Annotated in this window: 23 protein-coding genes; 17 read left to right on the top strand and 6 right to left on the bottom strand. The window is 65.4% G+C overall.

The genetic code is table 11. From position 1 onward, the window contains the following. The first annotated feature begins 183 nt into the window (after positions 1 to 183). Both HDG33_RS05180 and HDG33_RS05185 read left to right on the top strand, forming a co-directional pair. Positions 184 to 597, top strand: coding sequence for a ribonuclease (locus tag HDG33_RS05180; RefSeq protein WP_184022912.1), 414 nt, complete (start codon positions 184 to 186; stop codon positions 595 to 597). A gap of 16 nt (positions 598 to 613) precedes the next feature. Further along, on the top strand, positions 614 to 1174 hold the full coding sequence (locus HDG33_RS05185; protein ID WP_184022913.1) for a barstar family protein: 561 nt from the start codon (positions 614 to 616) through the stop codon (positions 1172 to 1174). Between the two features lie 129 nt (positions 1175 to 1303). Here HDG33_RS05185 and HDG33_RS05190 read toward each other — a convergent pair whose 3' ends face one another. The 3 genes from HDG33_RS05190 to speE all read right to left on the bottom strand — a co-directional run bounded on the left by HDG33_RS05190 (position 1304) and on the right by speE (position 3484). Continuing rightward, positions 1304 to 2044, bottom strand: a complete 741-nt coding sequence (locus HDG33_RS05190) for a 16S rRNA (uracil(1498)-N(3))-methyltransferase (RefSeq protein ID WP_184022914.1) — start codon at positions 2042 to 2044, stop codon at positions 1304 to 1306. 19 nt (positions 2045 to 2063) lie between these two features. Beyond that, positions 2064 to 2477 (bottom strand): glyoxalase/bleomycin resistance/extradiol dioxygenase family protein, encoded by a 414-nt coding sequence (locus HDG33_RS05195; protein WP_090801864.1) that lies wholly within the window; start codon positions 2475 to 2477, stop codon positions 2064 to 2066. Between the two features lie 104 nt (positions 2478 to 2581). Next, positions 2582 to 3484 (bottom strand): polyamine aminopropyltransferase, encoded by a 903-nt coding sequence (gene speE, locus HDG33_RS05200; RefSeq protein WP_184022915.1) that lies wholly within the window; start codon positions 3482 to 3484, stop codon positions 2582 to 2584. A 269-nt stretch (positions 3485 to 3753) separates the two neighbouring features. On the opposite strand from speE, the gene tkt reads away from it, so the two are divergent. Then, positions 3754 to 5775: a transketolase gene (tkt, locus tag HDG33_RS05205; RefSeq protein ID WP_184022916.1), complete on the top strand. Its 2022-nt coding sequence runs from the start codon at positions 3754 to 3756 to the stop codon at positions 5773 to 5775. A gap of 112 nt (positions 5776 to 5887) precedes the next feature. Next, a complete protein-coding gene (gene gap / locus HDG33_RS05210; RefSeq protein ID WP_008923882.1) occupies positions 5888 to 6898 on the top strand; it encodes a type I glyceraldehyde-3-phosphate dehydrogenase in 1011 nt (336 codons plus the stop codon). Positions 6899 to 6969: 71 nt separating this feature from the next. On the opposite strand, the gene HDG33_RS05215 is transcribed toward gap, so the two are convergent. Beyond that, entirely contained in the window at positions 6970 to 7656 is a 687-nt protein-coding gene (locus tag HDG33_RS05215) for a FadR/GntR family transcriptional regulator (RefSeq protein ID WP_184022917.1), read from the bottom strand. A 236-nt stretch (positions 7657 to 7892) separates the two neighbouring features. Here HDG33_RS05215 and HDG33_RS05220 point away from each other — a divergent pair, with 236 nt between their 5' ends. The 3 genes from HDG33_RS05220 to HDG33_RS05230 all read left to right on the top strand — a co-directional run bounded on the left by HDG33_RS05220 (position 7893) and on the right by HDG33_RS05230 (position 10907). Beyond that, complete coding sequence (locus tag HDG33_RS05220; RefSeq protein ID WP_184022918.1) at positions 7893 to 9221, top strand: C4-dicarboxylate transporter DctA; 1329 nt, start codon at positions 7893 to 7895, stop codon at positions 9219 to 9221. Between the two features lie 135 nt (positions 9222 to 9356). Further along, on the top strand, positions 9357 to 10367 hold the full coding sequence (gene alc, locus HDG33_RS05225; RefSeq protein ID WP_184022919.1) for an allantoicase: 1011 nt from the start codon (positions 9357 to 9359) through the stop codon (positions 10365 to 10367). A gap of 27 nt (positions 10368 to 10394) precedes the next feature. After that, positions 10395 to 10907 (top strand): ureidoglycolate lyase, encoded by a 513-nt coding sequence (locus HDG33_RS05230; protein WP_184022920.1) that lies wholly within the window; start codon positions 10395 to 10397, stop codon positions 10905 to 10907. A 102-nt stretch (positions 10908 to 11009) separates the two neighbouring features. Here the strand turns inward: HDG33_RS05230 and fur are convergent, their stop codons facing one another. After that, on the bottom strand, positions 11010 to 11438 hold the full coding sequence (gene fur / locus HDG33_RS05235; RefSeq protein ID WP_013090534.1) for a ferric iron uptake transcriptional regulator: 429 nt from the start codon (positions 11436 to 11438) through the stop codon (positions 11010 to 11012). Between the two features lie 152 nt (positions 11439 to 11590). On the opposite strand from fur, the gene HDG33_RS05240 reads away from it, so the two are divergent. From HDG33_RS05240 to HDG33_RS05280, 9 genes are all read left to right on the top strand, one after another. Further along, entirely contained in the window at positions 11591 to 12439 is an 849-nt protein-coding gene (locus HDG33_RS05240) for an outer membrane protein assembly factor BamE (RefSeq protein ID WP_184022921.1), read from the top strand. Between the two features lie 357 nt (positions 12440 to 12796). After that, positions 12797 to 13594 carry a 4-hydroxy-tetrahydrodipicolinate reductase gene (gene dapB, locus HDG33_RS05245; RefSeq protein ID WP_184006535.1) on the top strand — a complete coding sequence of 266 codons (798 nt, stop codon included), beginning with the start codon at positions 12797 to 12799 and terminating at the stop codon, positions 13592 to 13594. A 78-nt stretch (positions 13595 to 13672) separates the two neighbouring features. Next, positions 13673 to 14392, top strand: a complete 720-nt coding sequence (locus HDG33_RS05250; RefSeq protein ID WP_184022922.1) for a MotA/TolQ/ExbB proton channel family protein — start codon at positions 13673 to 13675, stop codon at positions 14390 to 14392. A gap of 101 nt (positions 14393 to 14493) precedes the next feature. After that, the gene (locus HDG33_RS05255) at positions 14494 to 14922 is read left to right on the top strand and encodes a biopolymer transporter ExbD (RefSeq protein WP_184022923.1); all 429 of its coding nucleotides are present in this window, start codon (positions 14494 to 14496) and stop codon (positions 14920 to 14922) included. A 184-nt stretch (positions 14923 to 15106) separates the two neighbouring features. Then, positions 15107 to 17698, top strand: coding sequence for a leucine--tRNA ligase (gene leuS, locus HDG33_RS05260; protein WP_184022924.1), 2592 nt, complete (start codon positions 15107 to 15109; stop codon positions 17696 to 17698). Positions 17699 to 17786: 88 nt separating this feature from the next. Then, a complete protein-coding gene (gene lptE, locus HDG33_RS05265) occupies positions 17787 to 18338 on the top strand; it encodes an LPS assembly lipoprotein LptE (protein ID WP_184022925.1) in 552 nt (183 codons plus the stop codon). Between the two features lie 54 nt (positions 18339 to 18392). Continuing rightward, a complete protein-coding gene (gene holA / locus HDG33_RS05270; protein ID WP_184022926.1) occupies positions 18393 to 19520 on the top strand; it encodes a DNA polymerase III subunit delta in 1128 nt (375 codons plus the stop codon). A 264-nt stretch (positions 19521 to 19784) separates the two neighbouring features. Beyond that, positions 19785 to 21056, top strand: a complete 1272-nt coding sequence (locus HDG33_RS05275; protein WP_184022927.1) for a glutamate-5-semialdehyde dehydrogenase — start codon at positions 19785 to 19787, stop codon at positions 21054 to 21056. Between the two features lie 49 nt (positions 21057 to 21105). Beyond that, positions 21106 to 21522 (top strand): CopD family protein, encoded by a 417-nt coding sequence (locus HDG33_RS05280; protein WP_018421800.1) that lies wholly within the window; start codon positions 21106 to 21108, stop codon positions 21520 to 21522. 112 nt (positions 21523 to 21634) lie between these two features. On the opposite strand, the gene HDG33_RS05285 is transcribed toward HDG33_RS05280, so the two are convergent. After that, positions 21635 to 22480 carry a MurR/RpiR family transcriptional regulator gene (locus tag HDG33_RS05285; protein ID WP_090801838.1) on the bottom strand — a complete coding sequence of 282 codons (846 nt, stop codon included), beginning with the start codon at positions 22478 to 22480 and terminating at the stop codon, positions 21635 to 21637. A 297-nt stretch (positions 22481 to 22777) separates the two neighbouring features. On the opposite strand from HDG33_RS05285, the gene edd reads away from it, so the two are divergent. Beyond that, positions 22778 to 24754, top strand: coding sequence for a phosphogluconate dehydratase (gene edd / locus HDG33_RS05290; RefSeq protein WP_184022928.1), 1977 nt, complete (start codon positions 22778 to 22780; stop codon positions 24752 to 24754). Positions 24755 to 24756 lie beyond the last annotated feature (2 nt).

The raw sequence follows: 24756 nt of genomic DNA on the forward strand, positions 1-24756 counted from the left end.
AGTTTAGCCTGATCGAGCTAAACATTCTGTCAAAAGTCGTCAAAGTCCCCGCCACCGGCTTTTCCGCGGGGTGAGGCGGGGTTGCCATCGGCCGTCGAACGTTGATTCCAAAGGCTATTAGCGATACCCTTACGACTTTCATGGTCGTCAAACTCGTGATCTGACAGCGGGGAAACCTGATACATGGCACGCAACTGGTTGCGCATGAAAGGCGTGCTGATCGGTGCCGCCGCACTCTGCGCGTTGTCCAGTTCCGCGCCCGAAGCGCTGGCGCGAGATTACTCGGCGCCAACTGGGGTGGAAGCGCAGGTGGGCACCATCGCGCTGGCGCAATTGCCGCGCGAGGCAGTCGATACGTTGAACCTCATTGCCGCCGGCGGGCCTTACCCGTATCAGAAGGACGGCGTCGTATTTGGCAACTACGAACGGGTGCTGCCCGCCCATCGGCGCGGCTATTACCATGAATACACCGTCCCCACGCCTCACGCGCGTAATCGCGGGGCGCGCCGCATCGTCTGCGGAGGTCCGCTACAGCGGACCGACAATTGTTATTACTCGGACGACCATTACACCAGTTTTAACCACATTGTTGAATGACATTGGGATGAACGGCATGAGCGACAACATCTACGCGCACGATTCCGGAGTCGCGACGGATCTTTTCGCGGCCGGCGACGGCAATTTGTTCCAACGCGTCATGAAGATGCGCGCCGACGAGCAGGGCCGCGACAATCAAAGCGAGGCTGCCACGGTGGTTTCATCGAACGAGGAGCCCATGAGCCTTTTCAGGACGGTGCGGCCGAACATCGTGCAGTCGATCCGCGCGTTCCGCGTGCAGGATCTCGCCGACGAGGCCAACCTGCTCGGCCAGCACTTTCTGTATGCGCACTGCGCGAACGCCGCCTCGAAGCAGGAAGTGCTCGAGACGATCGCGACGTCGTTCCTGTTTCCCAAGCATTTCGGCAAGAACTACGACGCGCTCTACGACTGCCTGACCGACCTCGTGCACAAGGCCGGCGCGCAGCCCGGCTTCGTGATCGTGCTCGAACACCTGCCGATCGCGCAGAAATTCGACAAGGAAGGGCGCGAGACGCTGCTCGACGTGTTCCGTGAAGCGGCCGAATTCTGGGCCGAGCGCAAGGTCGCGTTCCGGGTGTTCTACTCGTTCGCTTGAAGTTCGCCGGATTTTCGCCTGTTCAGGCGTAGCTGCTTGAGTCTGACAGTGAACGTCGCGGTATAAACGGCAAAGGCCCGCTAATTGGCGGGCCTTTGCTTTTGTCGCGCGGCTTGGGCAAGCTCCCGCTCACCAGCCGCCCCAGCGCGCCGCGAGCCCCGCCAACACTGCGATTCCGGCGGTCTCGGTGCGCAGCACACGCGGTCCCAAGCCAATCGCGGTAAAGCCCTGTTCGACGGCGGCGGCTTCCTCGTCGGCGCAAAGGCCGCCTTCGGGGCCGATCAGCAGCGTCACGCCACCAGGCGGCGGCGCGTCAGGCAGCGCCGCAAAGCCGATGCTCGCGCGCGGCGATAACAGCAGGCGCAGCTCGTCAGGCGCCGGCTCGCGCGACAGCGTATCGAGCCACGCGCCAATCTTGCACACCGGCATCACGTCCGGAAGCCGATTACGTCCGCACTGCTCGCACGACGCCCGCACCACACCCTGCCAGTGCTGCTGCCGCCGCTGCGCGCGCTCGCCGGTAAGCCGCACGATGCTGCGCGCGGTCGCGAGCGGCACGAAGCCCGAGGCGCCGAGTTCGACCGCCTTCTCGATCAGCCAGTCCATCTTGTCGCCGCCGGCGATGCCTTGGGCGAGCGTCAGCCGATACGGCGGCTCGACCTCGATCGCGCGAAATTCGCCGATTTTCACGCGAGCCGCACGACGCTCGACCTCCACGAGTTCGGCGCCGTATTCGCCGCCCTTGCCGTTGAACAACGCCAGGGAATCGCCTGGCTGCAGACGCAGCACGGCCACGTGGCGCACGACGTCGTCGGGCAGTGCGATCACGTCGTCGGCGTAAAGCGGGATATCAACAAAAAAACGGGGCATCGACGGGAGACTCTTAAATTCAGGACAGGTGGCGGGCGAGCGCCCAGCGATAGCCGTCGATATCCTCGACCTGCGCGAAGCGGTCGCCCCAGAACTGGTCCTGTGGCTCGCTCAGCGACTTCGCGCCGGCCGCGAGCGCGCGAGCATACACGGCGTCGACGTCCTCGACATAGACATAGAACGATTGCGGCGCGATCGTGCCCGCGCTTTTCGGCGTCTTCGCGGTCGAGCCGAACGCGCCTTCAGGCGCGAACATCACGATCAGCTGGCCTTGATAGGTCATCTCGACGTGCATGACGACGCCGTCGTCCTGCACGCTGTCGCGCACGTCGAAACCGAACGCCGCCGAGAAGAATGCCGTCGACGCGCGCGCGTCGCGCACCGTCAGATAGGGGGTGAGCCAGGGCACACCGGCGGGGTGGGGGGCGGTCATGGAGTTCTCCGGATCTCGTGAGGCGGCGAGGCCACGGTTGCGGGTTTCGGTCGGGCGCGGCACGCCGGCATCACACGAACCGATTCGCGCAAGGTGTCCGCGCTTCAAAAGGACGACTTCGTCAACGGGCTCAGTTTATCGCGCGCCGATCGCGCCGCCGAGAATAGCCCCGCGTGCAGGGCTGGTTCGTAATGACGCAGCGAATCGATGCCGCGCGCGGCGAGACGCTCGGTGAGCGTGTCGGCTGTGAGCGCGGCGGGGTCGAGCGTGTCGCTGGCGATCGCCATCAGCCATAGCGAGCCGTAGAGCGGCACGAAGGTGCCCAGCGTGCGCACCTGTGCGAACGCGGCGTGCAGATCGCCGAGCAGCGCGGCGATGCGCGGCGCGTGGTGGTACGGCGAGCCGAGATGGAGCGACAGCAACGCATCAGCGCGCAGCACGCGCTTCAACTGCGCGTAGAAGGTCGGCGTGTACAGGCCGGCCGCGGGCGAATCGGGTGGCGTCAGGTCGAATACGACGAGGTCGAACTGCGCGGCCGCGACGTTCGTTGCACCCTGCGTCGCGCGGGCCGCCGCCGCGACGTAGTCCGCCGCATCGCCGATCACCAGCTCGACGCGCGGATCGTCGAACGCACCGCCATGCACCTGCGGCAAATGTCCGCGCGTGAGCCGCACGACCTCGGGATCGAGCTCCGCGACGACGATCCGCTCGATGCCCGGATGCCTGAGCAATTGCCTCGCGGCCCCTCCATCGCCGCCGCCGAGCACGAGCGCCGCGCGCGGCGCCGGATGCGCGAGCGCGGCCGGATGCACCATGGATTCGTGGTAGATGAATTCGTCGCCTGCGGACGTCATCGGACGGCCGTCGAGCGTGAACAGCGCGCCGAGCTGCGGCGTGTCCCAGATCTCGATCGTCTGATAACGGGATTCGACACGCTCGACGAGGCGCGCGTGAGGAAAGCCGTAGACGGCGTCGGGACAAGGCTGGAACAATAGCGGGGCGTTCACGGCGGACGGGCTCGATCGGTAGTGCGGGCACACAGCTGCTCGAATTGTAAATGCCGCCGCCTGGCGGTGTGCGTTGAACCTCGCGGCCAGGCGGCTTTCCGGCCGGATAGGGGTTAACCTTCTGCTAGAATGTAACGCTTTCAGCCTTGTCCGCTTGCTCTGCCCGTTTCGCGTCTCCTGGCGCCGCATCGTGCGCCGTAGCGAAGTGACCGCCGAGCTTCCGGGCCTCAAGCGCGCCCCCGCTTTCTGACTCTGTCTCCGGACTCGACATGACGACCCCGTCTCCCGCACCCACCTCCCTGATGGCCAACGCGATCCGCGCGTTGGCCATGGACGCCGTTCAAAAGGCGAACTCCGGTCACCCCGGCATGCCGATGGGCATGGCCGAAATCGGCGTCGCCCTGTGGTCGCGTCATCTGCGCCATAACCCGAAGAACCCGCAATGGGCCGATCGCGACCGCTTCGTGCTGTCGAACGGTCACGGCTCGATGCTGCTGTACTCGCTGCTGCATCTGACCGGCTACGACCTGCCGATGGACGAGCTGAAGAACTTCCGCCAGCTCCATTCAAAGACGCCGGGTCACCCGGAATATGGCATCACGCCGGGCGTCGAGACGACCACCGGCCCGCTCGGCCAGGGTCTCGCGAACGCGGTCGGCATGGCGCTCGCCGAATCGCTGCTCGCCACCGAATTCAACAAGCCCGACGCCAGGATCGTCGATCACCACACGTACGTGTTCGTCGGCGACGGCTGCCTGATGGAAGGCATCTCGCACGAAGCCTGCTCGCTCGCGGGCGTGCTGAAGCTGAACAAGCTGATCGCGTTCTACGACGACAACGGCATCTCGATCGACGGCGAAGTGGTGCACTGGTTCCACGACGACACGCCGAAGCGCTTCGAAGCGTACGGCTGGAACGTGATCCCGAACGTGGTCGGCCATGACGTCGACGCGGTCGACGCGGCGATCAGGCAGGCGAAGCTGTCGGACAAGCCGACGCTGATCTGCTGCAAGACCGTGATCGGTGAAGGCGCGCCGACCAAGGCGGGCTCGCACGATTCGCACGGCGCGCCGCTCGGCGACAAGGAAATCGCGGCGACGCGCGAAGCGATCGGCTGGAAGTGGGAGCCGTTCGTGATTCCGCAGGAAGTCTACACGGCATGGGACGCGAAGGAAGCGGGCGCGCGCTTCGAAGCGGAATGGGACGAGGCGTTCGCTGCCTACGCGGCGAAGTACCCGCAGGAAGCGGCCGAATTCAAGCGCCGCAGCGCGAAGCAACTGCCGGCCGACTGGAAAGATAAGGCGCAAGCGATCATCGCCGGCGCGAACGAGCGCGCTGAGACCGTGGCGACGCGTAAGGCATCGCAGCAGGCCATCGAAGGTCTGTCGGCCGTGTTGCCCGAACTGCTCGGCGGTTCCGCCGACCTGACCGGATCGAACCTCACCAACTGGAAGGCCGCCAAGCCGGTGCGCGTGAATGCCGAAGGCCGTGCCGCCGGCAACTACGTGAACTACGGCGTGCGCGAATTCGGCATGAGCGCGGCGATCAACGGCGTCGCGCTGCATGGCGGCTACAAGGCGTTCGGCGGCACGTTCCTGACGTTCTCCGACTACAGCCGCAACGCGCTGCGCGTCGCCGCGCTGATGAAGTCGCCGTCGATCTTCGTGTTCACGCACGACTCGATCGGTCTCGGCGAAGACGGCCCGACCCACCAGTCGATCGAACACGTCGCGAGCCTGCGCCTGATCCCGAATCTGCAAACGTGGCGCCCGGCCGACACGGTCGAAACCGCGGTGGCCTGGACCCATGCGATCGAGCATGAAGGTCCGTCGTGCCTGATCTTCAGTCGCCAGAACCTGCAGTTCAACGAGCGCACCGACGCGCAGATCGCCAACATCGAGAAGGGCGGCTACGTGCTGCGCGACTGGGATGAAGAGATCGTCGCGCGTAAGATCATCCTGATCGCGACGGGCTCGGAAGTCGAACTCGCGATGAAAGCCGTCGAGCCCCTCGCGCGCGAAGGCATCGCCGCCCGCGTCGTGTCGATTCCGTCGACGACCGTGTTCGACAGGCAGGACGCCGAGTACCGCGAACGCGTGCTGCCGCATGGCGTGCGTCGCGTCGCGATCGAAGCGGGCGTGTCGGATTTCTGGCGCAAGTACGTGGGTCTGGAAGGCGGCGTGGTCGGCATCGACACGTTCGGCGAATCGGCCCCGGCAGGCGTGCTGTTCAAGCATTTCGGTTTCACCGTCGAGCACGTGGTGGCGACGGTCAAGGCCGCGCTCGGCTGATGGTTGCGTCGCGTTGCCGTCGTGCCCCTCGTGGCTGCGCGCGGCAACGCACCGAACCGGATGTCCGAGCAGCCGAACATACACGGATTTTTTAGCCATCAGGAGATAAATCATGACGATTCGCGTCGCAATCAACGGCTACGGCCGGATCGGCCGCAATACCCTGCGCGCCTTCTATGAAAACGGCAAGAAGCACGATATCGAAATCGTTGCCATCAACGATCTGGGCGATGCGAAGACCAACGCCCACCTGACGCAGTACGACACCGCGCACGGCAAGTTCCCGGGCGACGTGTCGGTGGACGGCGACTACCTCGTCGTGAACGGCGACAAGATCCGCGTGCTGGCGAATCGCAACCCGGCCGAACTGCCGTGGGGCGAGCTGGGCGTCGACGTCGTGATGGAGTGCACGGGCTTTTTCACGACCAAGGAAAAGGCGAGCGCGCACATCAAGGGTGGCGCGAAGAAGGTCATCATCTCGGCGCCGGGCGGTAAGGACGTCGATGCGACGATCGTCTACGGCGTGAACCACAACGTGCTGAAGGCGTCGGACACGGTCATCTCGAACGCATCGTGCACGACCAACTGCCTCGCGCCGCTGGTCAAGCCGCTGAACGACAAGATCGGTCTGGTGAACGGCCTGATGACGACGATCCACGCGTACACGAACGACCAGGTTCTGACCGACGTGTACCACGAAGACCTGCGCCGCGCGCGTTCGGCCACGCATAGCCAGATCCCGACCAAGACCGGCGCGGCATCGGCGGTCGGCCTCGTGCTGCCGGAACTGAACGGCAAGCTGGACGGCTACGCAATCCGCGTCCCGACGATCAACGTCTCGGTCGTCGACCTGTCGTTCATCGCCGCGCGCGACACGACGGTCGAGGAAGTCAACGCGATCATGAAGGAAGCATCGGAAGGCGCGCTGAAGGGCGTCCTCGGTTACAACGACGCACCGCTCGTGTCGATCGACTACAACCACAACCCGGCTTCGTCGACGTTCGATTCGACGCTGACCAAGGTGTCGGGCCGACTCGTGAAGGTGTCGAGCTGGTACGACAACGAGTGGGGCTTCTCGAACCGCATGCTGGACACGGCTGTGGCGCTCGCGAACGCGAAGTAAGTTTCGGGTTTCACGCTGCATGAAAAAGCCGCTCTTCGGAGCGGTTTTTTTTCGTCTGCGATTTTCGCCGTCTACGGCGTGGGGAAATAGACGCCGGCGCGCTGCGCGGCGTTCGCGATGTGCGTCTCGATCGCGTTGCCCGCGGCGAGCGAATCGCGGGCCTTCAACGCGTCGAGAATCGCGCGATGTTCGGTGTACGTGGACAGCACCCGCTCGCGCCGGTAGAACGGCATGCGCTGGCTTTCCTGCATGATCTCGGCGCTGCTGCGCAGGATCGACTCGATCGCCGCATTGCCCGCGATGCTGACGATGCGCATATGGAACGCGTAGTCGAGCCGAGCCGCTTCGTCGAGTTCCTCGCAGGCGAGCGCGCTTTGCATCGCGGTGATGTTTTCCTCGAGCCACGCGAGGTCGTCGTTGGTGACCGCGAGCACCGCCATGCGCGCGACGAAGCCTTCGAGCGCGTAGCGCATCTGATACGTGTCGGGCAGCGACGACTGCTCGGCGAAGCGCCACGCCTGCGCGTTTTTCGCCTGCGCGCTTTCCACGTAGACGCCCTTGCCGGGGCGGATCACCAGCAGACCAAGCGCTTCCAGCGTGGAAAGCGCTTCGCGCAGCGACGCGCGGCTGATCGACAGTTCATCGGATAGCTGGCGCTGCGCCGGCAGCAGACTGCCCACCGGATAGACGCCCCCCTCGATACGCTCGCGGATGGTCGCGATGGCCGCGTCGGTGACGGTGTGCGGGACGTTTTTCATGAGGGATCGCTCGGTAGCGTGGTCTGACCGCAATTCTAATACTTGCGCGCGAGAAGGCGCGCCGCGCGCCGTCTGAAATCCCGAATCCGACCCGAAATCGCCGAAGAAACAACGGGTAAACACTCTTCGATGAGTTCTTGACGTGGGTATATCGGCTTCCTACTATTCGCCATAACAGCACTGGTCGGACCAGTCTGAACAGAAGTGACCGAGACAACCATCCGCAGGAGGAAGCCGTGTTGAAATTCTTCAATTCGCTATTTGGCCGGGTCGTGATAGCGCTCGTGGTCGGCGTCGTGCTCGGTGCCGTTTTTCCGCATTTCGCGCAGTCCTTGCGGCCGCTTGGCGACGGCTTTCTGAAGCTGATCAAGATGGTGATCGGGCCGGTCGTGTTCTGCGTGGTGGTGAGCGGCATGGCGCACGCGGGCGATCTGCGCAAGGTCGGCCGCGTCGGCTTGAAGTCGGTGATCTACTTCGAGGCGATGACGACGATCGCGCTCGTGATCGGCGCGGTGCTCGCTTACGCGACGCGTCCTGGTGCAGGTATGAACGTGAACCTGAACTCGCTCGATGCGGCATCGCTCGCGACCTATACCGAGCACGCGAAGAGCCTGAAGGACACAGCGGGCTTCCTGCTGAAGATCATCCCCGACACGGCGATCAACGCGTTCGCGACCGGCGACATTCTGCAGATCCTCGTGTTCTCGGTGCTGTTCGGCTCGGCGCTGTCGCTGCTCGGCAAGCGCGCGCAGCGCGTGAGCGGGTTGATCGATGAGCTGTCGCAGGTGTTCTTCCGCGTGATGGGCTTCATCATCAAGCTCGCGCCGCTCGGCGTGCTCGGCGCGATCGCGTTCACGACCGGCACCTACGGCGTCGAGTCGCTGAAGCAGCTCGGCTTGCTCGTGCTGGTGTTCTACGCGAGCTGCGTGGTGTTCGTCGTCCTCGTGCTCGGCGCGGTGATGCGGCTCGCCGGCTTCAGCATCTTCAAGCTGATCCGCTATCTGCGCGAAGAACTGTCGATCGTGCTCGGCACCGCGTCGTCCGACGCCGTGCTGCCGCAGATCATGCGCAAGCTCGAATGGATGGGCGTCAAGGATTCGACGGTCGGTCTCGTGATTCCGACCGGTTACTCGTTCAACCTCGACGGCTTCTCGATCTATCTGACGCTCGCCGTGCTGTTCATCGCCCAGGCGACCAACACGCCGCTGTCTATTCATGACCTGATCGTCGTCGTGCTGGTGTCGCTGGTGACGTCGAAGGGCGCGCACGGCATTCCGGGCTCTGCGATCGTGATTCTCGCGGCGACGCTCTCCGCGATTCCCGCGATTCCTGTGCTCGGTCTCGTGCTGATTCTGCCGGTCGACTGGTTTGTCGGCATCGCCCGGGCGCTCACCAACCTGATCGGCAACTGCGTCGCGACGGTGGTGGTCGCCGTGTGGGAAAACGATATCGACAAGGCGCGCGCGCATCGCGTGCTGAATCGCGACGCGGCGCTGCGCTACGTGCCCGTCGTCGACGACACGCTCGTCGAACCCGGTGCGGCCGAACCCGCGCCGGCGGTCTGACGGCTGCGCGGGGATCTGGTCTGACCGGACGAACCAGCATCGCTTTCCAGATAGCTCCTCGACCTTTTTTCGCAAAGCCGGCGGTTGCCGTGGCGCCGCCGGCTGTTTCCGACCTCTTCGACACCGACCGACATCATGGCCAACCCGATCCTCGACCCGAACGCTCCCGCCTTCACACGCCGCTACATGAACCTCGCCGATCCGCGCCTCGGCGCGAAGGCGCTGTTCGCCAGCGACGAATTCTTCGCGCCGAAAGAGCGCATGCTCGACCCGCAGCCGGCGGTGTTCATCCCCGGCAAATACGACGACCACGGCAAGTGGATGGACGGCTGGGAGACGCGTCGCAAGCGCACCACCGGCCACGATCATTGCGTGATTCGGCTCGCGCGGCCGGGCGTCGTGCATGGGGTCGATCTCGATACGAGCCACTTCACCGGCAATTTCCCGCCGGCGGCGTCGATCGATGCCTGTCATAGCGACACAGACGTGCCGCCCGAGCACGCCGACTGGCAGCCGCTCGTCCCGGCGACAACGCTACAGGGCAACCAGCATCACTACGTCGAGGTGAAAGACGCGCGCCCGGTCACCCATCTGCGCGTGAATCTGTATCCGGACGGCGGGCTCGCGCGACTGCGCGTGTATGGCCAGCCGCAGCGCGACTGGAGCCGCGTCGAGCGCGGCACGCTGCTCGATCTCGCTGCGATCGAAAACGGCGCGTACCTCGTCGCCGCGAACAACCAGCATTTCGGGCCGGCCTCGCAGATGCTGATGCCGGGCCGTGGCGTGAACATGGGCGACGGCTGGGAAACGCGGCGGCGTCGCGAGCCGGGCAACGACTGGGCGATCGTCGCGCTCGCGCGGCCCGGCGTGATCCGCAAGGTCGAAGTGGACACCGCGCACTTCAAGGGCAACTTCCCGGATCGCTGCTCGCTGCAGGCGGCATCGGTGACGGGCGGCACAGACGATTCCCTCGTCACGCAGGCGATGTTCTGGCCGGTGCTGCTCGGCGAACAGAAACTGCAGATGGATCACGTGCACGCGTTCGCGGACGACCTCGCCGCGCTCGGGCCGGTCACGCACGTGCGCTTCAACATCTTCCCGGACGGCGGCGTGTCGCGCCTGCGTCTGTGGGGCGAGATCGCTTAACGCAAGCAACGTCATGGAGCGGCACGCATGAAGATCCTGCAGATGGAACGCCTGACGCGCGCGGCCTTCGCGCCGTTCGGCGACGTGATCGAACTCGACGGCGCGCGTCGTTTTCCGATCAACGGCGGTACCACCGAGCGCTATCACGACCTCGCGCGCGTCGACGTGGTGGAGCAGGGCGGCCGGCCGCTCGTCAGTCTGTTTCGCGCGCAGCCGCGCGCGCTGCCCGTCGAGATCACGATGATGGAGCGGCATCCGCTCGGCAGCCAGGCTTTCATTCCCTTACGCGCGGGCCGATATCTGATGGTGGTCGCGCCGGCCGGCGAGTTCGACGGCGCGCGCATGCGCGCGTTCTGGACCGATGCGTGGCAGGGCGTCAATTACGCCAAAGGGGTCTGGCACCATCCGCTGCTCGCGCTGGATCAGGTCAGCGACTTCATCGTCGTCGATCGCGGCGGCGATGCGCCGAATTGCGACGAATTGCAGTTGGCCGAGCCGTGGCGCCTCGCCTTCGAGCCGAGCGTGGAGTTGGTCGGATAGCGGCGATTGCCGCCGCCTGAATAGAAAAGACCCGGCCGATGCCCATCGGCCGGGTCTTTTTTCTGACTTGCCAGGTCGCGTTCGCAGGCGACCCGCGACGCATCAGTGCTTACGATGCGGACAATTTTCCTTCGTGCACGCCCCATACAGCGCCAGCGCGTGTTCCTGCAGCTTGAAGCCGCGTGCCTTGGCGATGGACTGCTGACGGCTTTCGATTTCGGGGTCGAAAAATTCCTCGACCAGCCCGCAATCGAGGCACACGAGGTGGTCGTGGTGCGACCCCTCGTTCAGTTCGAACACCGCCTTGCCCGATTCGAAATTGCTGCGCGAGAGCAGGCCGGCCTGCTCGAATTGCGTCAACACACGATACACGGTGGCGAGACCGATATCGAGCTCCTCGTGCAGGAGGTTGCGGTACACGTCTTCGGCGGTCAGGTGACGCACCGGGCTATGCTGGAAAATCTCAAGGATTTTGAGGCGCGGAAGGGTCGCCTTGAGCCCGATATTCTTGAGATCGGTTGGATTGGTCATGACAAGGGATCCCTAGAGTACAATGCTGGGCTCTCATAGTAATGTGTTTTGGCGTTCTGGTCATTTTCGATGGAATGAGCGCGGCCCGCAAGCGGGCCCGCACGGTGAGTGAAATGATTTCTAAATCTCAATTGATCTACCGGGGGAGCCGCATGCGGGGTACCTTGATCGCTGTTGCGACTGTCGCGGTTCTTGCCGGATGTTCCACGTACGACAGCCTGACCCAGCGCGTTGCCCAACGCATTACGCCGTATCGGATTACGGTCGTGCAAGGTAACTTCGTGTCACAGGAAATGGCCGATCAGATGAAGGTCGGCATGACGCGCGCGCAGGTGCGTCAGTTGCTCGGCACGCCGCTGCTGACCGACATGTTCCACGCGAATCGCTGGGATTACGTGTTCTATTTCAAGCGCGGCTCGACGTCGATCGTTCAGCAGCGCGACTTCGTCGTGTTCTTCTCGGGTGACATCGTGACCCACTGGACGGGCGGCGAGGATCTGCCGACCAATCTCGAATTGCTGGCCGAGATCGACGGCGACCGCCGTGGCCGCAGCCCTAACGCGACGCCGCCGCGCGCGACGAGCGCGGCCGAGGCCGCCAACGCCGTGGCCGCCAGCGACGCAGCCGCCGCCAGTGCGGCGGCCGCCGCAGCACCGGCTACCGTGGATACGACGCGCTCGCCGTCGGTCGAAGGCGCCCAGCAGGCCGCCACGCCGTCCATGGACGCAAACGCGGAAGCCGCCCAGGCGGCCAATCGCGCAACGAGCGCGGTGCCGACGCCGAGCCGCGCGCCGTCCGTGCGGTCGGCCGTGCCGAGAGCGGGCGCTGGCGGGATCCCGACGCAAGGCCCGACGTCCGGCGGTCAGCCGCAGTTCCAGTTCAAGCGTCCGCCGCCGCCCGCTCAGGAGAACGAGAGCAACCCGGTCGGCCCGACGGGCTCGCAAAGCAGCGGGAGCCCGACGCTGAACACTTCGCCGGCGACGCCGGGAACGAGCAACTGATTTGCTCGTCGGTGTTGTGAGGCGGGCTGCGCGCCACATGTGCGGCGCCCGCCAGATGTGTGTTTGTCCGGCACCAGGCGAGGTCGGAAATGCGCCGCTTGGGCCGCATGAATGTGTTGCCGCGGCAGTGGGTCGCCGCAGCGGGCCGTATCGGTCAGTCACCTGAGCGAGCCGTCCCGGTTGGCCGCCCGCATTGGCTCCAGCAGCGAGCCGGGTGATTTTGCTCCCTGCCGCCGCGTGTCCCTCCGCGTGTCCCTATATCGACCGGGCGCATTCCCCGGCACACTGGTCCGGGCATTGGCCGGGCCGCGTTTGCCGGGCTCCATACCGGTTGACTCTTTTCGAATCCTCATCGTCATGAAAATTGCCATTGCAGGCGCATCGGGCCGGATGGGCCGCATGCTCATCGAAACCGTCCTCAACGATGCCGACGCGACGCTGTCCGGCGCGCTCTGCCGCACGGGCGCTGCTCAGCTTGGCCAGGACGCCGGCGCGTTCCTCGGCAAAGAGACCGGCGTGCTGCTGTCCGACGACATCGAGCGTGTGTTCGCCGAATCCGACTACCTGATCGACTTCACGCGTCCCGACGCGACGCTCGCGCATCTCGAAGCCGCGCAGCGCCACGACGTGAAAATGGTGATCGGCACGACCGGCTTCGACAACGCGCAAAAAGCGCAGCTGCGCGCGGCGGCGCAGAAGATCGGCGTCGTGTTCGCGTCGAACATGAGCGTCGGCGTGAACGTCACGCTAAAGCTGCTCGAATACGCGGCGCGGCACTTCTCGACCGGCTACGACATCGAGATCATCGAGGCGCATCATCGTCACAAGGTCGACGCGCCGTCCGGCACGGCGCTGACGATGGGCGAAGTGATCGCCAACGCGCTCGGCCGCAATCTCGACGACTGCGCAATCTACGGTCGCGAAGGCGTGACCGGCGAGCGCGATCCGTCGACGATCGGCTTCTCGGCGATTCGCGGCGGCGATATCGTCGGCGATCATACGGTGCTGTTCGCGGGCATCGGCGAGCGCATCGAGATCACGCACAAATCGGCAAGCCGCCTGTCATATGCACAAGGCGCGCTTCGTGCTGTACGCTTTCTCGAAGGCCACGACAACGGCTTCTTCGACATGCAGGACGTGCTCGGCCTGCGTTGAGCGAAGCCCGTTGCGCAGAGGCGGAGTAGCGCATCCCGAGCGCGCCCTCCCGAAGTCACTTTCCCAAGGCGAGGTCAGATGGCAGGCAGCAGCGGCATCATCCATTACCTGCAAACGAGCGACGCAATCACGCATGGCGTCGCCTATGTGCTGCTGACCATGTCGATTGCGAGCTGGTGTTTTCTGATCGTCAAGAGCTGGATTCTGACGCGCGCGAAACGCCAGGCCAACCGGGCGATCGCGCGCTTCTGGCAGGCGCCGACGCTCGCCGAAGGCGTCGCCATCCTGCGCCGCGCCGACCGCGAGCGCGTGTTCGCGCCGCTCGCCGAAGCGGCGCTCAACGCGGCCGAGATCGACATTCCGGGCGCGCTGCTCGCGCGCGTCGAGCGCAGCGAACGGGTGCTGCGCGCGCTGCGTCAGGCGCTCAACGCGTCGCAGCGGCGGCTCGAGTTCGGTCAGGTGCTGCTGGCGTCGGTGGGCAGCACCGCGCCGTTCGTCGGTCTGCTCGGCACCGTGTGGGGCATCTATCACGCGCTCGGCAGCATCGCGGCGAGCGGGCAGGCGCAGATCGAGAACGTCGCGGGACCGGTCGGCGAGGCGCTGATCATGACCGCGTTCGGTCTGGTGGTCGCGATTCCGGCGGTGCTCGCGTACAACGTGCTGGGCCGCCTCGTGCGGCAATTGTCCGAAGAACTGGACGGCTTCGCGCACGATCTGCACGCGTACGTATGCTCCCCAACCGAGCACGCGCCGACGCCGCCGCGCGCGCAGCACGCGGCGCACGAGGCACACCGCTGACGCGTCACGCGCGCGGCAGACCCGACACTTCGCGACACCGCGACCCACGACCTACGGCCCACCGCCCATCGCACGGGCAAGCTCAGACGCAAGGAGGCGACATGGCATTCGGCGGACTCGAGAAGAAGCAGACGGCCGCGCCGATGGCCGAGATCAACATGACGCCGCTGATCGACGTGATGCTGGTGCTGCTGGTGATTTTCATCATCACCGCGCCGCTGTTCTCGCACGCGATCCGGCTCGATCTGCCGAAGGTCGCGGCGGCGCCCGCGCGTCAGACCCCGCAAACCATCTCCCTTTCGATCGACGGCGCCGGCAAGCTCTACTGGAACGGCAAGCCGATCACGCTCGCGCAGATGCGCGCGCAGTTCGCCGAGGCCGGCAAGCGGGCGGACCAGCCGGACATCCAGTTGCGCGCGGAGCGCTCGACGCGCTACGAAGTGATTGCGCAGGTGATGGGCGCCGCGCAGCAGGCGGGGCTCGAACGGATCGGCTTCGTGACGGACCCGCCGCCCGCCGCGCAGCATTGAGCGCCACCGGGTGCGCACCGCGTTCACGAATCCGGCATACCCAGTCCCGCACCACGCCGCGCGGCGCACCCGTCCGCGAACGGTATAATCAGCCCTTTCCCCGCCGAAGGGGACACGACGCAACGACATTCTGCAGAGCACCGGGCCGGTGCGAAAGCACCGAACCTGGCGATCCGATCACACCATGCACGAAAAATACGTTCCCTCCGACGTCGAAGCCGCCGCGCAAGGGCAATGGCGCGCCATCGACGCCTACAAGACGACGGAAACCACCGACAAGCCCAAGTTCTACTGCGTCTCGATGCTGCCGTATCCGTCGGGCAAGCTGCACATGGGGCACGTGCGCAACTACACGATCAACGACGTGATGTACCGCTATCTGCGGATGAACGGCTACAACGTGCTGATGCCGATGGGTTGGGACGCCTTCGGCATGCCGGCGGAGAACGCCGCGATGGCCAACAACGTGCCGCCCGCGCAGTGGACCTACGACAACATCGCTTACATGAAGAAGCAGATGCAGTCGATGGGCCTCGCGATCGACTGGTCGCGCGAAGTCGCGACCTGCAGCCCTGACTACTACAAGTGGAACCAGTGGCTGTTCCTGAAGATGCTCGAAAAGGGCATCGCGTACAAGAAAACCGGCACCGTGAACTGGGACCCGGTCGACCAGACCGTGCTCGCGAACGAGCAGGTGATCGATGGGCGCGGCTGGCGCTCGGGCGCGCTCGTCGAAAAGCGCGAAATCCCGATGTACTACATGCGCATCACGCAGTACGCGGATGACCTGCTGAACGATCTCGAAGGCCTCGGCTGGCCCGAGCGCGTGAAGATCATGCAGCAGAACTGGATCGGCAAGAGCTTCGGCGTGAACTTCGGCTTCCCGTATGAAATCGACGGCGAACAGAAGCTGCTGCGCGTGTTCACGACGCGCGCCGACACGATCATGGGCGTCACGTTCTGCGCGATCGCCGCCGAGCATCCGCTCGCCACGCGTCTCGCGCAAGACAAGCCGGAACTGCAGCCGTTCATCGACGAATGCAAGCGCGGCGGCGTCGCCGAAGCCGACGTCGCGACGATGGAAAAGAAAGGCATGGCCACCGGCTTCTACGTCACGCATCCGCTGACGCAGGCGAAGGTCGAGGTGTGGATCGGCAACTACGTGCTGATGACTTACGGCGAAGGCGCGGTGATGGGCGTGCCGGCGCACGATGAGCGCGACTTCGCGTTCGTGAAGAAATACGGTCTGCCGGTCAGGCAGGTCGTCGCGGTCGAGGGCAAGGAATTCTCGACCGAAGCGTGGGCGGACTGGTACGGCGAGAAGACCGGCACGCTGGTGAACAGCGGCAAGTACGACGGCCTCGCCTACGACGAAGCCGTAGACCGCATCGCCGCCGATCTCAAGGAACTGGGCCTCGGCGACAAGCAGATCACGTGGCGTCTGCGTGACTGGGGCGTCTCGCGCCAGCGTTACTGGGGCACGCCGATCCCGATCATCCACTGCCCGAAGTGCGGCGACGTGCCGGTGCCGGAAAAAGACCTGCCGGTCGTGCTGCCGGAAGACCTGGTGCCGGACGGCACGGGCAATCCGCTCGCGAAGTCCGAAGCGTTCCTGAACTGCACGTGCCCGAGCTGCGGCGGCGCGGCAAAGCGCGAAACCGACACGATGGACACCTTCGTCGATTCGTCGTGGTACTTCTACCGCTACGCGTCGCCGGATGCGAAGACGATGGTCGACGAGCGCACCGACTACTGGGCGCCGATGGATCAATACATCGGCGGTATCGAACACGCGATCCTGCACCTGCTGTACTCGCGTTTCTGGGCGAAGGTGATGCGCGACCTCGGTCTCGTGAAGTTCGGCGAACCGGCGAAGAACCTGCTCACGCAGGGCATGGTGCTCAACGAAACCTATTACCGCGAAAACGAAGCGGGCAAGAAGACCTGGTACAACCCGGCGGAAGTGACCGTGTCGTTCGACGACAAGGGCCGCCCGGTCGGCGCGGTGCTGAACGCTGACGGCCAGCCGGTCGTGCTCGGCGGCGTCGAGAAGATGTCGAAGTCGAAGAACAACGGCGTCGACCCGCAGACGCTGATCGATCAGCACGGCGCGGACACCGCGCGTCTGTTCGTGATGTTCGCGGCGCCGCCCGAGCAGCAGCTCGAGTGGTCGGGTTCGGGCGTCGAAGGCGCGAGCCGCTTCCTGCGTCGCGTGTGGAACTTCGGCTATTCGAACGAAGCCGCGCTGCGCGCGGGTGGCCAGTTGGACGCCGCACGATTCAACGACACCGACAAGGCGCTGCGTCGTGAGATCTATAGCGTGCTGAAGCAGGCCGATTTCGACTATCAGCGTCTTCAGTACAACACGGTGGTATCGGCCGCGATGAAGATGCTCAACGCGCTCGACGGCGCGAAGGGCGCGCAGACCGCCGTGCTGCGTGAAACCTACGGTGTGATGCTGCGCGTGCTGTACCCGGTCGTGCCGCACCTGACGTTCCAGCTGTGGCAGGAGCTCGGCTATGCCGACGAATTCGGCCCACTGCTCGACGCGCCGTGGCCGAAGGTCGACGAGAAGGCGCTCGAACAGGCCGAGATCGAACTCGTGCTGCAGGTGAACGGTAAGGTGCGCGGCGCGATCACGGTCGCGAAGGACGCGTCTCGCGAAGCGATCGAGCAGCTCTCGGCCGAGCACGCAATGGTCGTGAAGTTCAGCGAAGGCAAGGTACCTAAGAAGATCATCGTGGTGCCGGGCCGCCTCGTGAACGTGGTCGTTTGACGTTCCAGGCCCTCATCCGGCAGACGGAGCGCCGCCCGCCCGGCGGCGTTCCTCGGCACCGCGAATCCACTGCGAACCGGGAGCGAATGTGACTCGCAGATCGTTTTTGACGCTCGCTTGCAGCGTAATGATGTTGTCGGCCTGCGGCTTCCAGTTGCGCGGCCAGCAGGACTTCGCGTTCAAGCGCCTCTATGTGGCGGGCGGCTCGCCCGCGGCCATGGCGCGCTTCACGCGCATCGTGCAGGGCGGCAGCGACACCGTGGTGGTCAGCTCGCCCGCCAATGCCGATGCGCTGCTGCAGATCACGCAGAACCGCAACGTCAGCACGCTGACGCTGAATTCGCTGGGCGTCGTCGCCGAGTATCAGCTGAACCTGCAGATGAACTACACGCTGACCGGCAAGGACGGCACCGTGTTGATTCCGGGCAGCGTGATCGCGCTGAACCGCGCGATGACCTATAGCGACCAGTTCTCGCAGGCGAAGGCCGCCGAGTCCGACATCCTGTTCGCCGACATGGAAAACGACGCGGTCGATCAGCTGGTCCGCCGTCTCGGCGTGGTGCGCTCGCTGCATCCGACGCCGGCCGAGGCCGTGCCGGCCATCGCGCCGCGCGCACCGCTGCCGCCGCCGCCGCTGTGAGCATCGCGCCGTTCGTGATTCGTCGAATCTCATTCATCCCGTCAACCGCCAGCCATGCAACTGCGACCTGACGCGCTCGAAGCGCATCTCGCCCGCGGCCTCGCCGGACTGTACGTCGTATACGGCGACGAGCATCTGCTCGCGCAGGAAGCGTGCGATCGCATCCGCGCGGCGGCGCGCGCGGCCGGTTTCACCGACCGCTCGGTGTTCACGGTCGAGCGCGGTTTCGACTGGAGCTCGCTGCTCGGCGCGAGCCAGTCGATGTCGCTGTTCGGCGACCGTCAGCTGGTCGAGTTGCGCATTCCGTCGGGCAAACCCGGTAAGGAAGGCGCCGATGCGCTGAAGGTGCTCGCATCCACCGTCAACGACGACGTGCTGACGATGATTACGCTGCCGCGCCTCGATGCGGCCACGCAAAAGTCGGCATGGTTCACCGCGCTCGCCGACGCCGGCGTCGCGCTGAAGATCGATCCGGTCGAGCGCGCGCAGCTGCCGAACTGGGTCGGGCAGCGGCTCGCGGCCCAAGGTCAGCGCGTCGCAGCCGGCGAGGAGGGGCGGCGAGCGCTCGCGTTCATCGCCGAGCGCGTCGAGGGCAATCTGCTCGCCGCGCATCAGGAAATCCAGAAGCTCGGGCTGCTGTATCCGAACGGCTCGCTGAGCTTCGATCAGGTTCAGGACGCGGTGCTCAACGTCGCGCGCTACGACGTGTTCAAGCTCAACGAGGCGATGCTCGCGGGCGACGTCGGCCGTCTCGCGCGCATGCTCGACGGGCTGCGCGGTGAAGGCGAGGCCGCGGTGCTCGTGCTGTGGGCGGTCGTCGAAGAAGTGCGCACGCTGCTGCGGATCAAGCGCGGCGTCGCGGCCGGCAAGCCGCTCGCGATGCTCACGCGCGAGAACCGCGTGTGGGGTCCGCGCGAACGGCTGATCGGACCTGCGCTGTCGCGCGTCAGCGAAGCGGCGCTCGAGACGGCACTCGCGCTGGCGGCGCGGCTCGACCGGCAGGTGAAGGGGCTGTCGGGCGGCACGCCGGGTAATCATCGCAACGATCCGCCGCCCGATCCGTGGGACGGCCTGTTCGAACTCGCGATGACGGTGGCGGCGCCGAAACCGTCGGCAGCTTCGCCAGTGCCGCCGCCGCGACCTCGGGTGCCAACGGCGGCGCCAGCGCGGCGGCCAGTCTGAAGCGGCACACCTGAGTCGCGCGAGCGTCGAAGCAGTGGCTGACGCGAGCAATCGTGTACCAACTGCCAGTCGTTCCACACATACAGACCAGCGTGTTTCGCGTGCCACGCGCCGAACGAAACGCATCGGCGAACCTGCGACAGCACAGTGCACCCGCCGCCCGCGTGCGAGCAAAGCCCCGGTACCCGACTTACAATCGTTTGATTTTTCGCTAATCCTGCCCGACCACCGCATGCCAACGTGCGGGGCATCACGAGAATGACCATGGATATCGACCAGTACATGACCGACCTCGGCCAACGCGCCCGTCAGGCTTCGCGCGCGATGGCGCGGGCGTCGACCGCCGCGAAGAATGCGGCGCTTGCGGCCGTTGCCGAGGCGATCGAGCGCGATGCCGATCTGCTGAAGGCCGCCAACGCGCGCGACCTCGAACGCGCCCGCGGCAAGGGCCACGATGCCGCGTTCATCGACCGGTTGACGCTGTCCGACAAGGCGCTGAAAACGATGGTCGAAGGCCTGCGCCAGGTCGCGGCGCTGGCCGACCCCATCGGCGAGATCAGCAATCTGAAGTACCGGCCGAGCGGCATCCAGGTCGGCCAGATGCGTGTGCCGCTCGGGGTGATCGGCATCATCTACGAATCGCGCCCGAACGTGACGATCGACGCGGCGGCGCTGTGCCTGAAGTCCGGCAACGCGACCATTTTGCGCGGCGGCTCGGAAGCGCTCGAATGCAATACCGCGCTCGCGAAGCTGATCGGCGAGGGCCTCGAAGCGGCCGGTCTGCCGCAGGACGCGGTGCAGGTGGTCGCGACGTCGGACCGCGCGGCGGTCGGCAAGCTCATCACGATGACCGGGTACGTCGATGTGATCGTGCCGCGCGGCGGCAAGAGCCTGATCGAGCGTTTGATGAACGAAGCGCGCGTGCCGATGATCAAGCACCTCGACGGCATCTGCCACGTTTATGTCGACGATCGCGCGGACCTGCCGAAGGCGCTGAACGTCTGCGACAACGCGAAGACGCACCGCTACGGCACCTGCAACACGATGGAGACGCTGCTGGTCGCGCGCGGCATCGCCGCTGAGGTGCTGCCGCCGCTCGGCAAGCTGTATCGGGGCAAGGACGTCGAGCTGCGCGTCGATGCGGCGGCGCGCGCAGTGCTGGCCGATGCGGGCGTCGGTCCGCTCGTCGATGCGAGCGAGGAAGACTGGCGCACCGAATATCTCGCGCCGGTGCTCGCGATCAAGGTGGTCGACGGCATCGACGCGGCGATCGAGCACATCAACACGTATAGCTCGCAGCACACCGACGCGATCGTCACCGAAGACCACGATCGCGCGATGCGCTTCCTGCGCGAAGTCGATTCGGCGAGCGTGATGGTCAACGCGTCAACGCGTTTCGCGGACGGCTTCGAGTTCGGCCTCGGCGCCGAGATCGGCATTTCGAACGACAAGCTGCACGCGCGCGGCCCGGTCGGCCTCGAAGGGCTGACGTCGCTGAAATACGTCGTGCTGGGTCATGGCGAAGGCCGTCAATAAAGCACGAATCGAAGCGCCACAACAACAAGGACCACAAGGACCCCCGCCGATGCTTTGGGTAAAGACGTTTCACATCGTATTGATTGCCTCCTGGTTTGCCGGCCTGTTCTATCTGCCGCGCATCTTCGTCAATCTGGCGATGGAAACGGAACCCGCCGCGACGGCGCGTCTTCTGCTGATGGCGCGCAAGCTGTTCCGCTTCATGAGCTTCATCGCCGTGCCCGCGATCGCGTGCGGCCTGTGGTTGTGGCTCGTGATCGGCATCGGCAGCGGGCAGGGCTGGATTCACGCGAAGGTCGGCGTGGTCGTGCTCCTCGTCATCTATCACGCGTATTGCGGCGTGCTGTTGCGCAGGTTCGAGCGCGGCGAGAATCGCCGCTCGGACAAGTGGTATCGGATGTTCAACGAGCTGCCGGTGCTCGGTATGCTCGCCGCGGTCGCGCTGGTGGTGATCAAGCCGTTCTGAGCGGCTGACGGCGTTAAGCAGGGCGCTGGAATAGACCAAAGGGCGGTATGCCGGTTGAATGGCACACCGCCCTTTTGCGTTATTCCGTCGTTCCGCGTTTCATCGCAGCGGTTCACCCCTGCGAATCCACCCGCCGCCGGTGGATCACTTCCTTCGTTTGCGCGAGCTTCTCCAGCAGTTCGGGCCCGCGGCTCAGCGCGACGCCGACCGCCAGAATGTCGCCGATCGCCAGATGTGACACGCGCGAGGTCATCGGGGAGAAGATGTCGGTGTCTTCGTCGACGTTCGCAAAGAGGCCCACGGTTGCGAGCCGCGCGAGCGGCGAATTGCCGTGCGTGATCGCGATCACCTTCGCGCCCGCGTTCAGCGCGGCCTTCGCGGCATCGATGATGTCGCGCGTGCGACCCGTATTGGAAATCGCGACGACCACGTCCCCAGGTCCGAGCAGCGCGGCCGACATCAGAAACGTATGCGGGTCCGAATACGCGACGCTCGGCATGCCGAGCCGAAAGAACTTGTGCTGCACGTCGAGCGCGGCGATGCCTGAGCCGCCCGCTCCGTAGAACTCGATGCGCTTCGCTTGCGCGAGCATGTCGATCGCCGCGGCGACGCTATCCGACGACAGATTGTTGCGCACCTGAATCAGCGCGCCGATCGTCCGGTCGAGCACCTTCGCGGCGACGCCCGGCGTCGGCTCGTCGGGCCGCACGTCGCGATAGACGGCGGGCACTTCGCTGGCGATGCCCTGCGCGAGACGGATCTTGAATTCGCGAAAGCCGGAGAAACCGAGCGCGTGACAGAAGCGCGCGATCGTCGGCTGACTCACGCCCGCGCGCGCGGCGACCTCGGTCATCGACAGATCGAGCACCTCGCGCGGCGCCTCGATCACGTAATCGGCCAGCTTGCGCTCGGACGGGCGCAGCTGGTCGCGCATCTCTTCCACCTGGGACAGCATCATCGGAAAACTCGCACTATGCTGAAGAACGTGTGGACTATATCCGATTGGTCGTTGGCGCACAAAAGATAGGTACAAAAACTACATATCGGCGAGTAAGTGTATTCCCTGGGTTTCTGCTGTAAAGCGCTGAGGCGCGCCAGTAGGGCGACTTGGCGATCCGCGCCATGCGGCGCCGCAACAGAGTTCGTCATTGCGATCATGTAGTTTTTCTACTAAGATGACGTCGTTCAATATCACAACCCCGCGATACCGCCTGGTGTCATGCGTGCGCCTGCCGCCAGCGACGAAGGAGCTCCGATGGTTTCCCCGCATTCGCAATTGTTGAAGGTCACGCAACGCGTGATCGAGCGCAGCAAGCCCACGCGCGAAGCGTATCTGGCCCGCATCGAACATGCGCAGGGGCGCTTTCCGGCGCGCGGCGCGTTGTCGTGCGCGAACCTCGCTCACGGTTTCGCCGGCCTCGAGGGCAACGACAAGCTCGTGATCAAGCAGATTCGCGAGCCGAATATCGGCATCGTGTCGTCGTACAACGAGATGCTGTCGGCGCACGCGCCGTACAAAAACTACCCGGACATCATCAAGCAGGCCGCGCGCGAAAACGGCGGCGTCGCGCAATTCGCGGGCGGCGTGCCGGCGATGTGCGACGGCGTCACGCAGGGCAACGCGGGCATGGAGCTGTCGCTGTTCTCGCGCGAAGTGATCGCGATGAGCACGGCCGTCGCGCTTACCCACAACATGTTCGACGCGGCGCTGTGCCTCGGCATCTGCGACAAGATCGTGCCGGGCCTGCTGATCGGCGCGCTGCAGTTCGGCCATTTGCCGACCATCTTCGTGCCGGCCGGCCCGATGGCAAGCGGCTTGTCGAACGACGACAAAGCCAGGACGCGTCAGCAGTTCGCGACCGGCCAGTGCGGCCGCGACGCGCTGCTCGAAGCGGAGGCGGCCGCCTATCACAGCCACGGCACCTGCACGTTCTACGGCACCGCGAACAGCAACCAGATGCTGATGGAAGTGATGGGCCTGCATCTGCCGGGCTCGGCCTTCGTGCATCCGCACACGCCGCTGCGCGACGCGCTGACCGCGCAGGCCGCGCGCCGCGTGCTCGATCTGACGGTCGAGCGCGGCCACTACATGCCGATCGGCCATGTGGTCGACGAGAAGGCGATCGTCAACGGCATCGTCGCGCTGCTGGCGACCGGCGGCTCGACCAATCACACGCTGCACCTCGTCGCAATCGCGCGCGCGGCCGGCATCGTGATCGACTGGGACGACTTCGACACGCTGTCGCAGGCGGTACCGCTGCTTGCGAAGATCTATCCGAACGGCAAGGCCGACGTGAACCACTTCCACGCGGCGGGCGGCGTCGCGTTCCTCGTGCGCAATCTGCTCGAAGGCGGTCTGCTGCATGAAGACGTGAACACGGTCGCGGGCAAGGGCCTGAAGCGCTACACCGAGGAGCCGAAGCTGCTCGACGGCAAGCTGCAATGGGTGGCAGGTGTCGAGGCGAGCGCGGACACAGCGGTGCTGCGCGACATCAAGGAGCCGTTCCAGCCGGACGGCGGCCTGCGTCTGATGCAGGGCAAGCTCGGCCGCGGCGTAATCAAGATTTCGGCGGTCGCGGCGCAGCATCGCAAGGTGAAGGCGCCGGCAATCGTGTTCGATTCGCAGGAGGCGGTGCAGGAAGCGTTCGACAAGGGCGAGCTCAAGCGCGACTTCATCGCGGTGGTGCGCTTCCAGGGCGCACGCGCAAACGGCATGCCCGAGTTGCATCGTTTGACGCCGCTGCTCGGTGTGCTGCAGGATCAGGGTTTCCATGTCGCGCTGGTGACCGATGGCCGTATGTCGGGTGCGTCGGGCAAGGTGCCGGCGGTCATCCATCTGTCGCCGGAAGCGTTGCTGCAAGGCCCGATCGGCAAAGTGCGCACGGGCGACATGCTGGTGATCGACGCCGAAGCGGGCGTGCTCGACATCGAAATCGACGCAGCCGAGTGGGCCGCGCGTCCGAACGCCGAGCCGCTGCATCAGGCGGACAACGAAGTCGGCTTCGGCCGCGAGCTGTTCGGCGTGTTCCGTGCGGCGGCGGCGCCGGCGGAGCAGGGCGCGTCGGTGTTCGGCAAGCTGGTCGGCGAGGGTGGCACGGTCGACGGCCAGCACGGCCACGGCAGCCATCACAAGCACGGCCACGACGGTGACCATCAGCACGGCCATCAACCCAGCGACCATCACACGAGCACCGCGCAAGCCGGCGCGGCGCCGCAGAAACAAGGAGTCTGACT

Source organism: Paraburkholderia sp. Cpub6, from assembly GCF_014201065.1.
GTDB lineage: Bacteria > Pseudomonadota > Gammaproteobacteria > Burkholderiales > Burkholderiaceae > Paraburkholderia > Paraburkholderia tuberum.

What these genes read in the sequence shown, in the direction of transcription:
- HDG33_RS05180 (WP_184022912.1), top strand. Translation starts at nt 184, where the DNA reads ATGGCACGCAACTGGTTGCGCATGAAAGGCGTGCTGATCGGTGCCGCC.
- HDG33_RS05185 (WP_184022913.1), top strand. Translation starts at nt 614, where the DNA reads ATGAGCGACAACATCTACGCGCACGATTCCGGAGTCGCGACGGATCTT.
- HDG33_RS05190 (WP_184022914.1), bottom strand. Translation starts at nt 2,044, where the DNA reads ATGCCCCGTTTTTTTGTTGATATCCCGCTTTACGCCGACGACGTGATC.
- HDG33_RS05195 (WP_090801864.1), bottom strand. Translation starts at nt 2,477, where the DNA reads ATGACCGCCCCCCACCCCGCCGGTGTGCCCTGGCTCACCCCCTATCTG.
- tkt (WP_184022916.1), top strand. Translation starts at nt 3,754, where the DNA reads ATGACGACCCCGTCTCCCGCACCCACCTCCCTGATGGCCAACGCGATC.
- gap (WP_008923882.1), top strand. Translation starts at nt 5,888, where the DNA reads ATGACGATTCGCGTCGCAATCAACGGCTACGGCCGGATCGGCCGCAAT.
- HDG33_RS05215 (WP_184022917.1), bottom strand. Translation starts at nt 7,656, where the DNA reads ATGAAAAACGTCCCGCACACCGTCACCGACGCGGCCATCGCGACCATC.
- alc (WP_184022919.1), top strand. Translation starts at nt 9,357, where the DNA reads ATGGCCAACCCGATCCTCGACCCGAACGCTCCCGCCTTCACACGCCGC.
- HDG33_RS05230 (WP_184022920.1), top strand. Translation starts at nt 10,395, where the DNA reads ATGAAGATCCTGCAGATGGAACGCCTGACGCGCGCGGCCTTCGCGCCG.
- fur (WP_013090534.1), bottom strand. Translation starts at nt 11,438, where the DNA reads ATGACCAATCCAACCGATCTCAAGAATATCGGGCTCAAGGCGACCCTT.
- HDG33_RS05240 (WP_184022921.1), top strand. Translation starts at nt 11,591, where the DNA reads ATGCGGGGTACCTTGATCGCTGTTGCGACTGTCGCGGTTCTTGCCGGA.
- dapB (WP_184006535.1), top strand. Translation starts at nt 12,797, where the DNA reads ATGAAAATTGCCATTGCAGGCGCATCGGGCCGGATGGGCCGCATGCTC.
- HDG33_RS05250 (WP_184022922.1), top strand. Translation starts at nt 13,673, where the DNA reads ATGGCAGGCAGCAGCGGCATCATCCATTACCTGCAAACGAGCGACGCA.
- HDG33_RS05255 (WP_184022923.1), top strand. Translation starts at nt 14,494, where the DNA reads ATGGCATTCGGCGGACTCGAGAAGAAGCAGACGGCCGCGCCGATGGCC.
- leuS (WP_184022924.1), top strand. Translation starts at nt 15,107, where the DNA reads ATGCACGAAAAATACGTTCCCTCCGACGTCGAAGCCGCCGCGCAAGGG.
- holA (WP_184022926.1), top strand. Translation starts at nt 18,393, where the DNA reads ATGCAACTGCGACCTGACGCGCTCGAAGCGCATCTCGCCCGCGGCCTC.
- HDG33_RS05275 (WP_184022927.1), top strand. Translation starts at nt 19,785, where the DNA reads ATGGATATCGACCAGTACATGACCGACCTCGGCCAACGCGCCCGTCAG.
- HDG33_RS05280 (WP_018421800.1), top strand. Translation starts at nt 21,106, where the DNA reads ATGCTTTGGGTAAAGACGTTTCACATCGTATTGATTGCCTCCTGGTTT.
- HDG33_RS05285 (WP_090801838.1), bottom strand. Translation starts at nt 22,480, where the DNA reads ATGATGCTGTCCCAGGTGGAAGAGATGCGCGACCAGCTGCGCCCGTCC.
- edd (WP_184022928.1), top strand. Translation starts at nt 22,778, where the DNA reads ATGGTTTCCCCGCATTCGCAATTGTTGAAGGTCACGCAACGCGTGATC.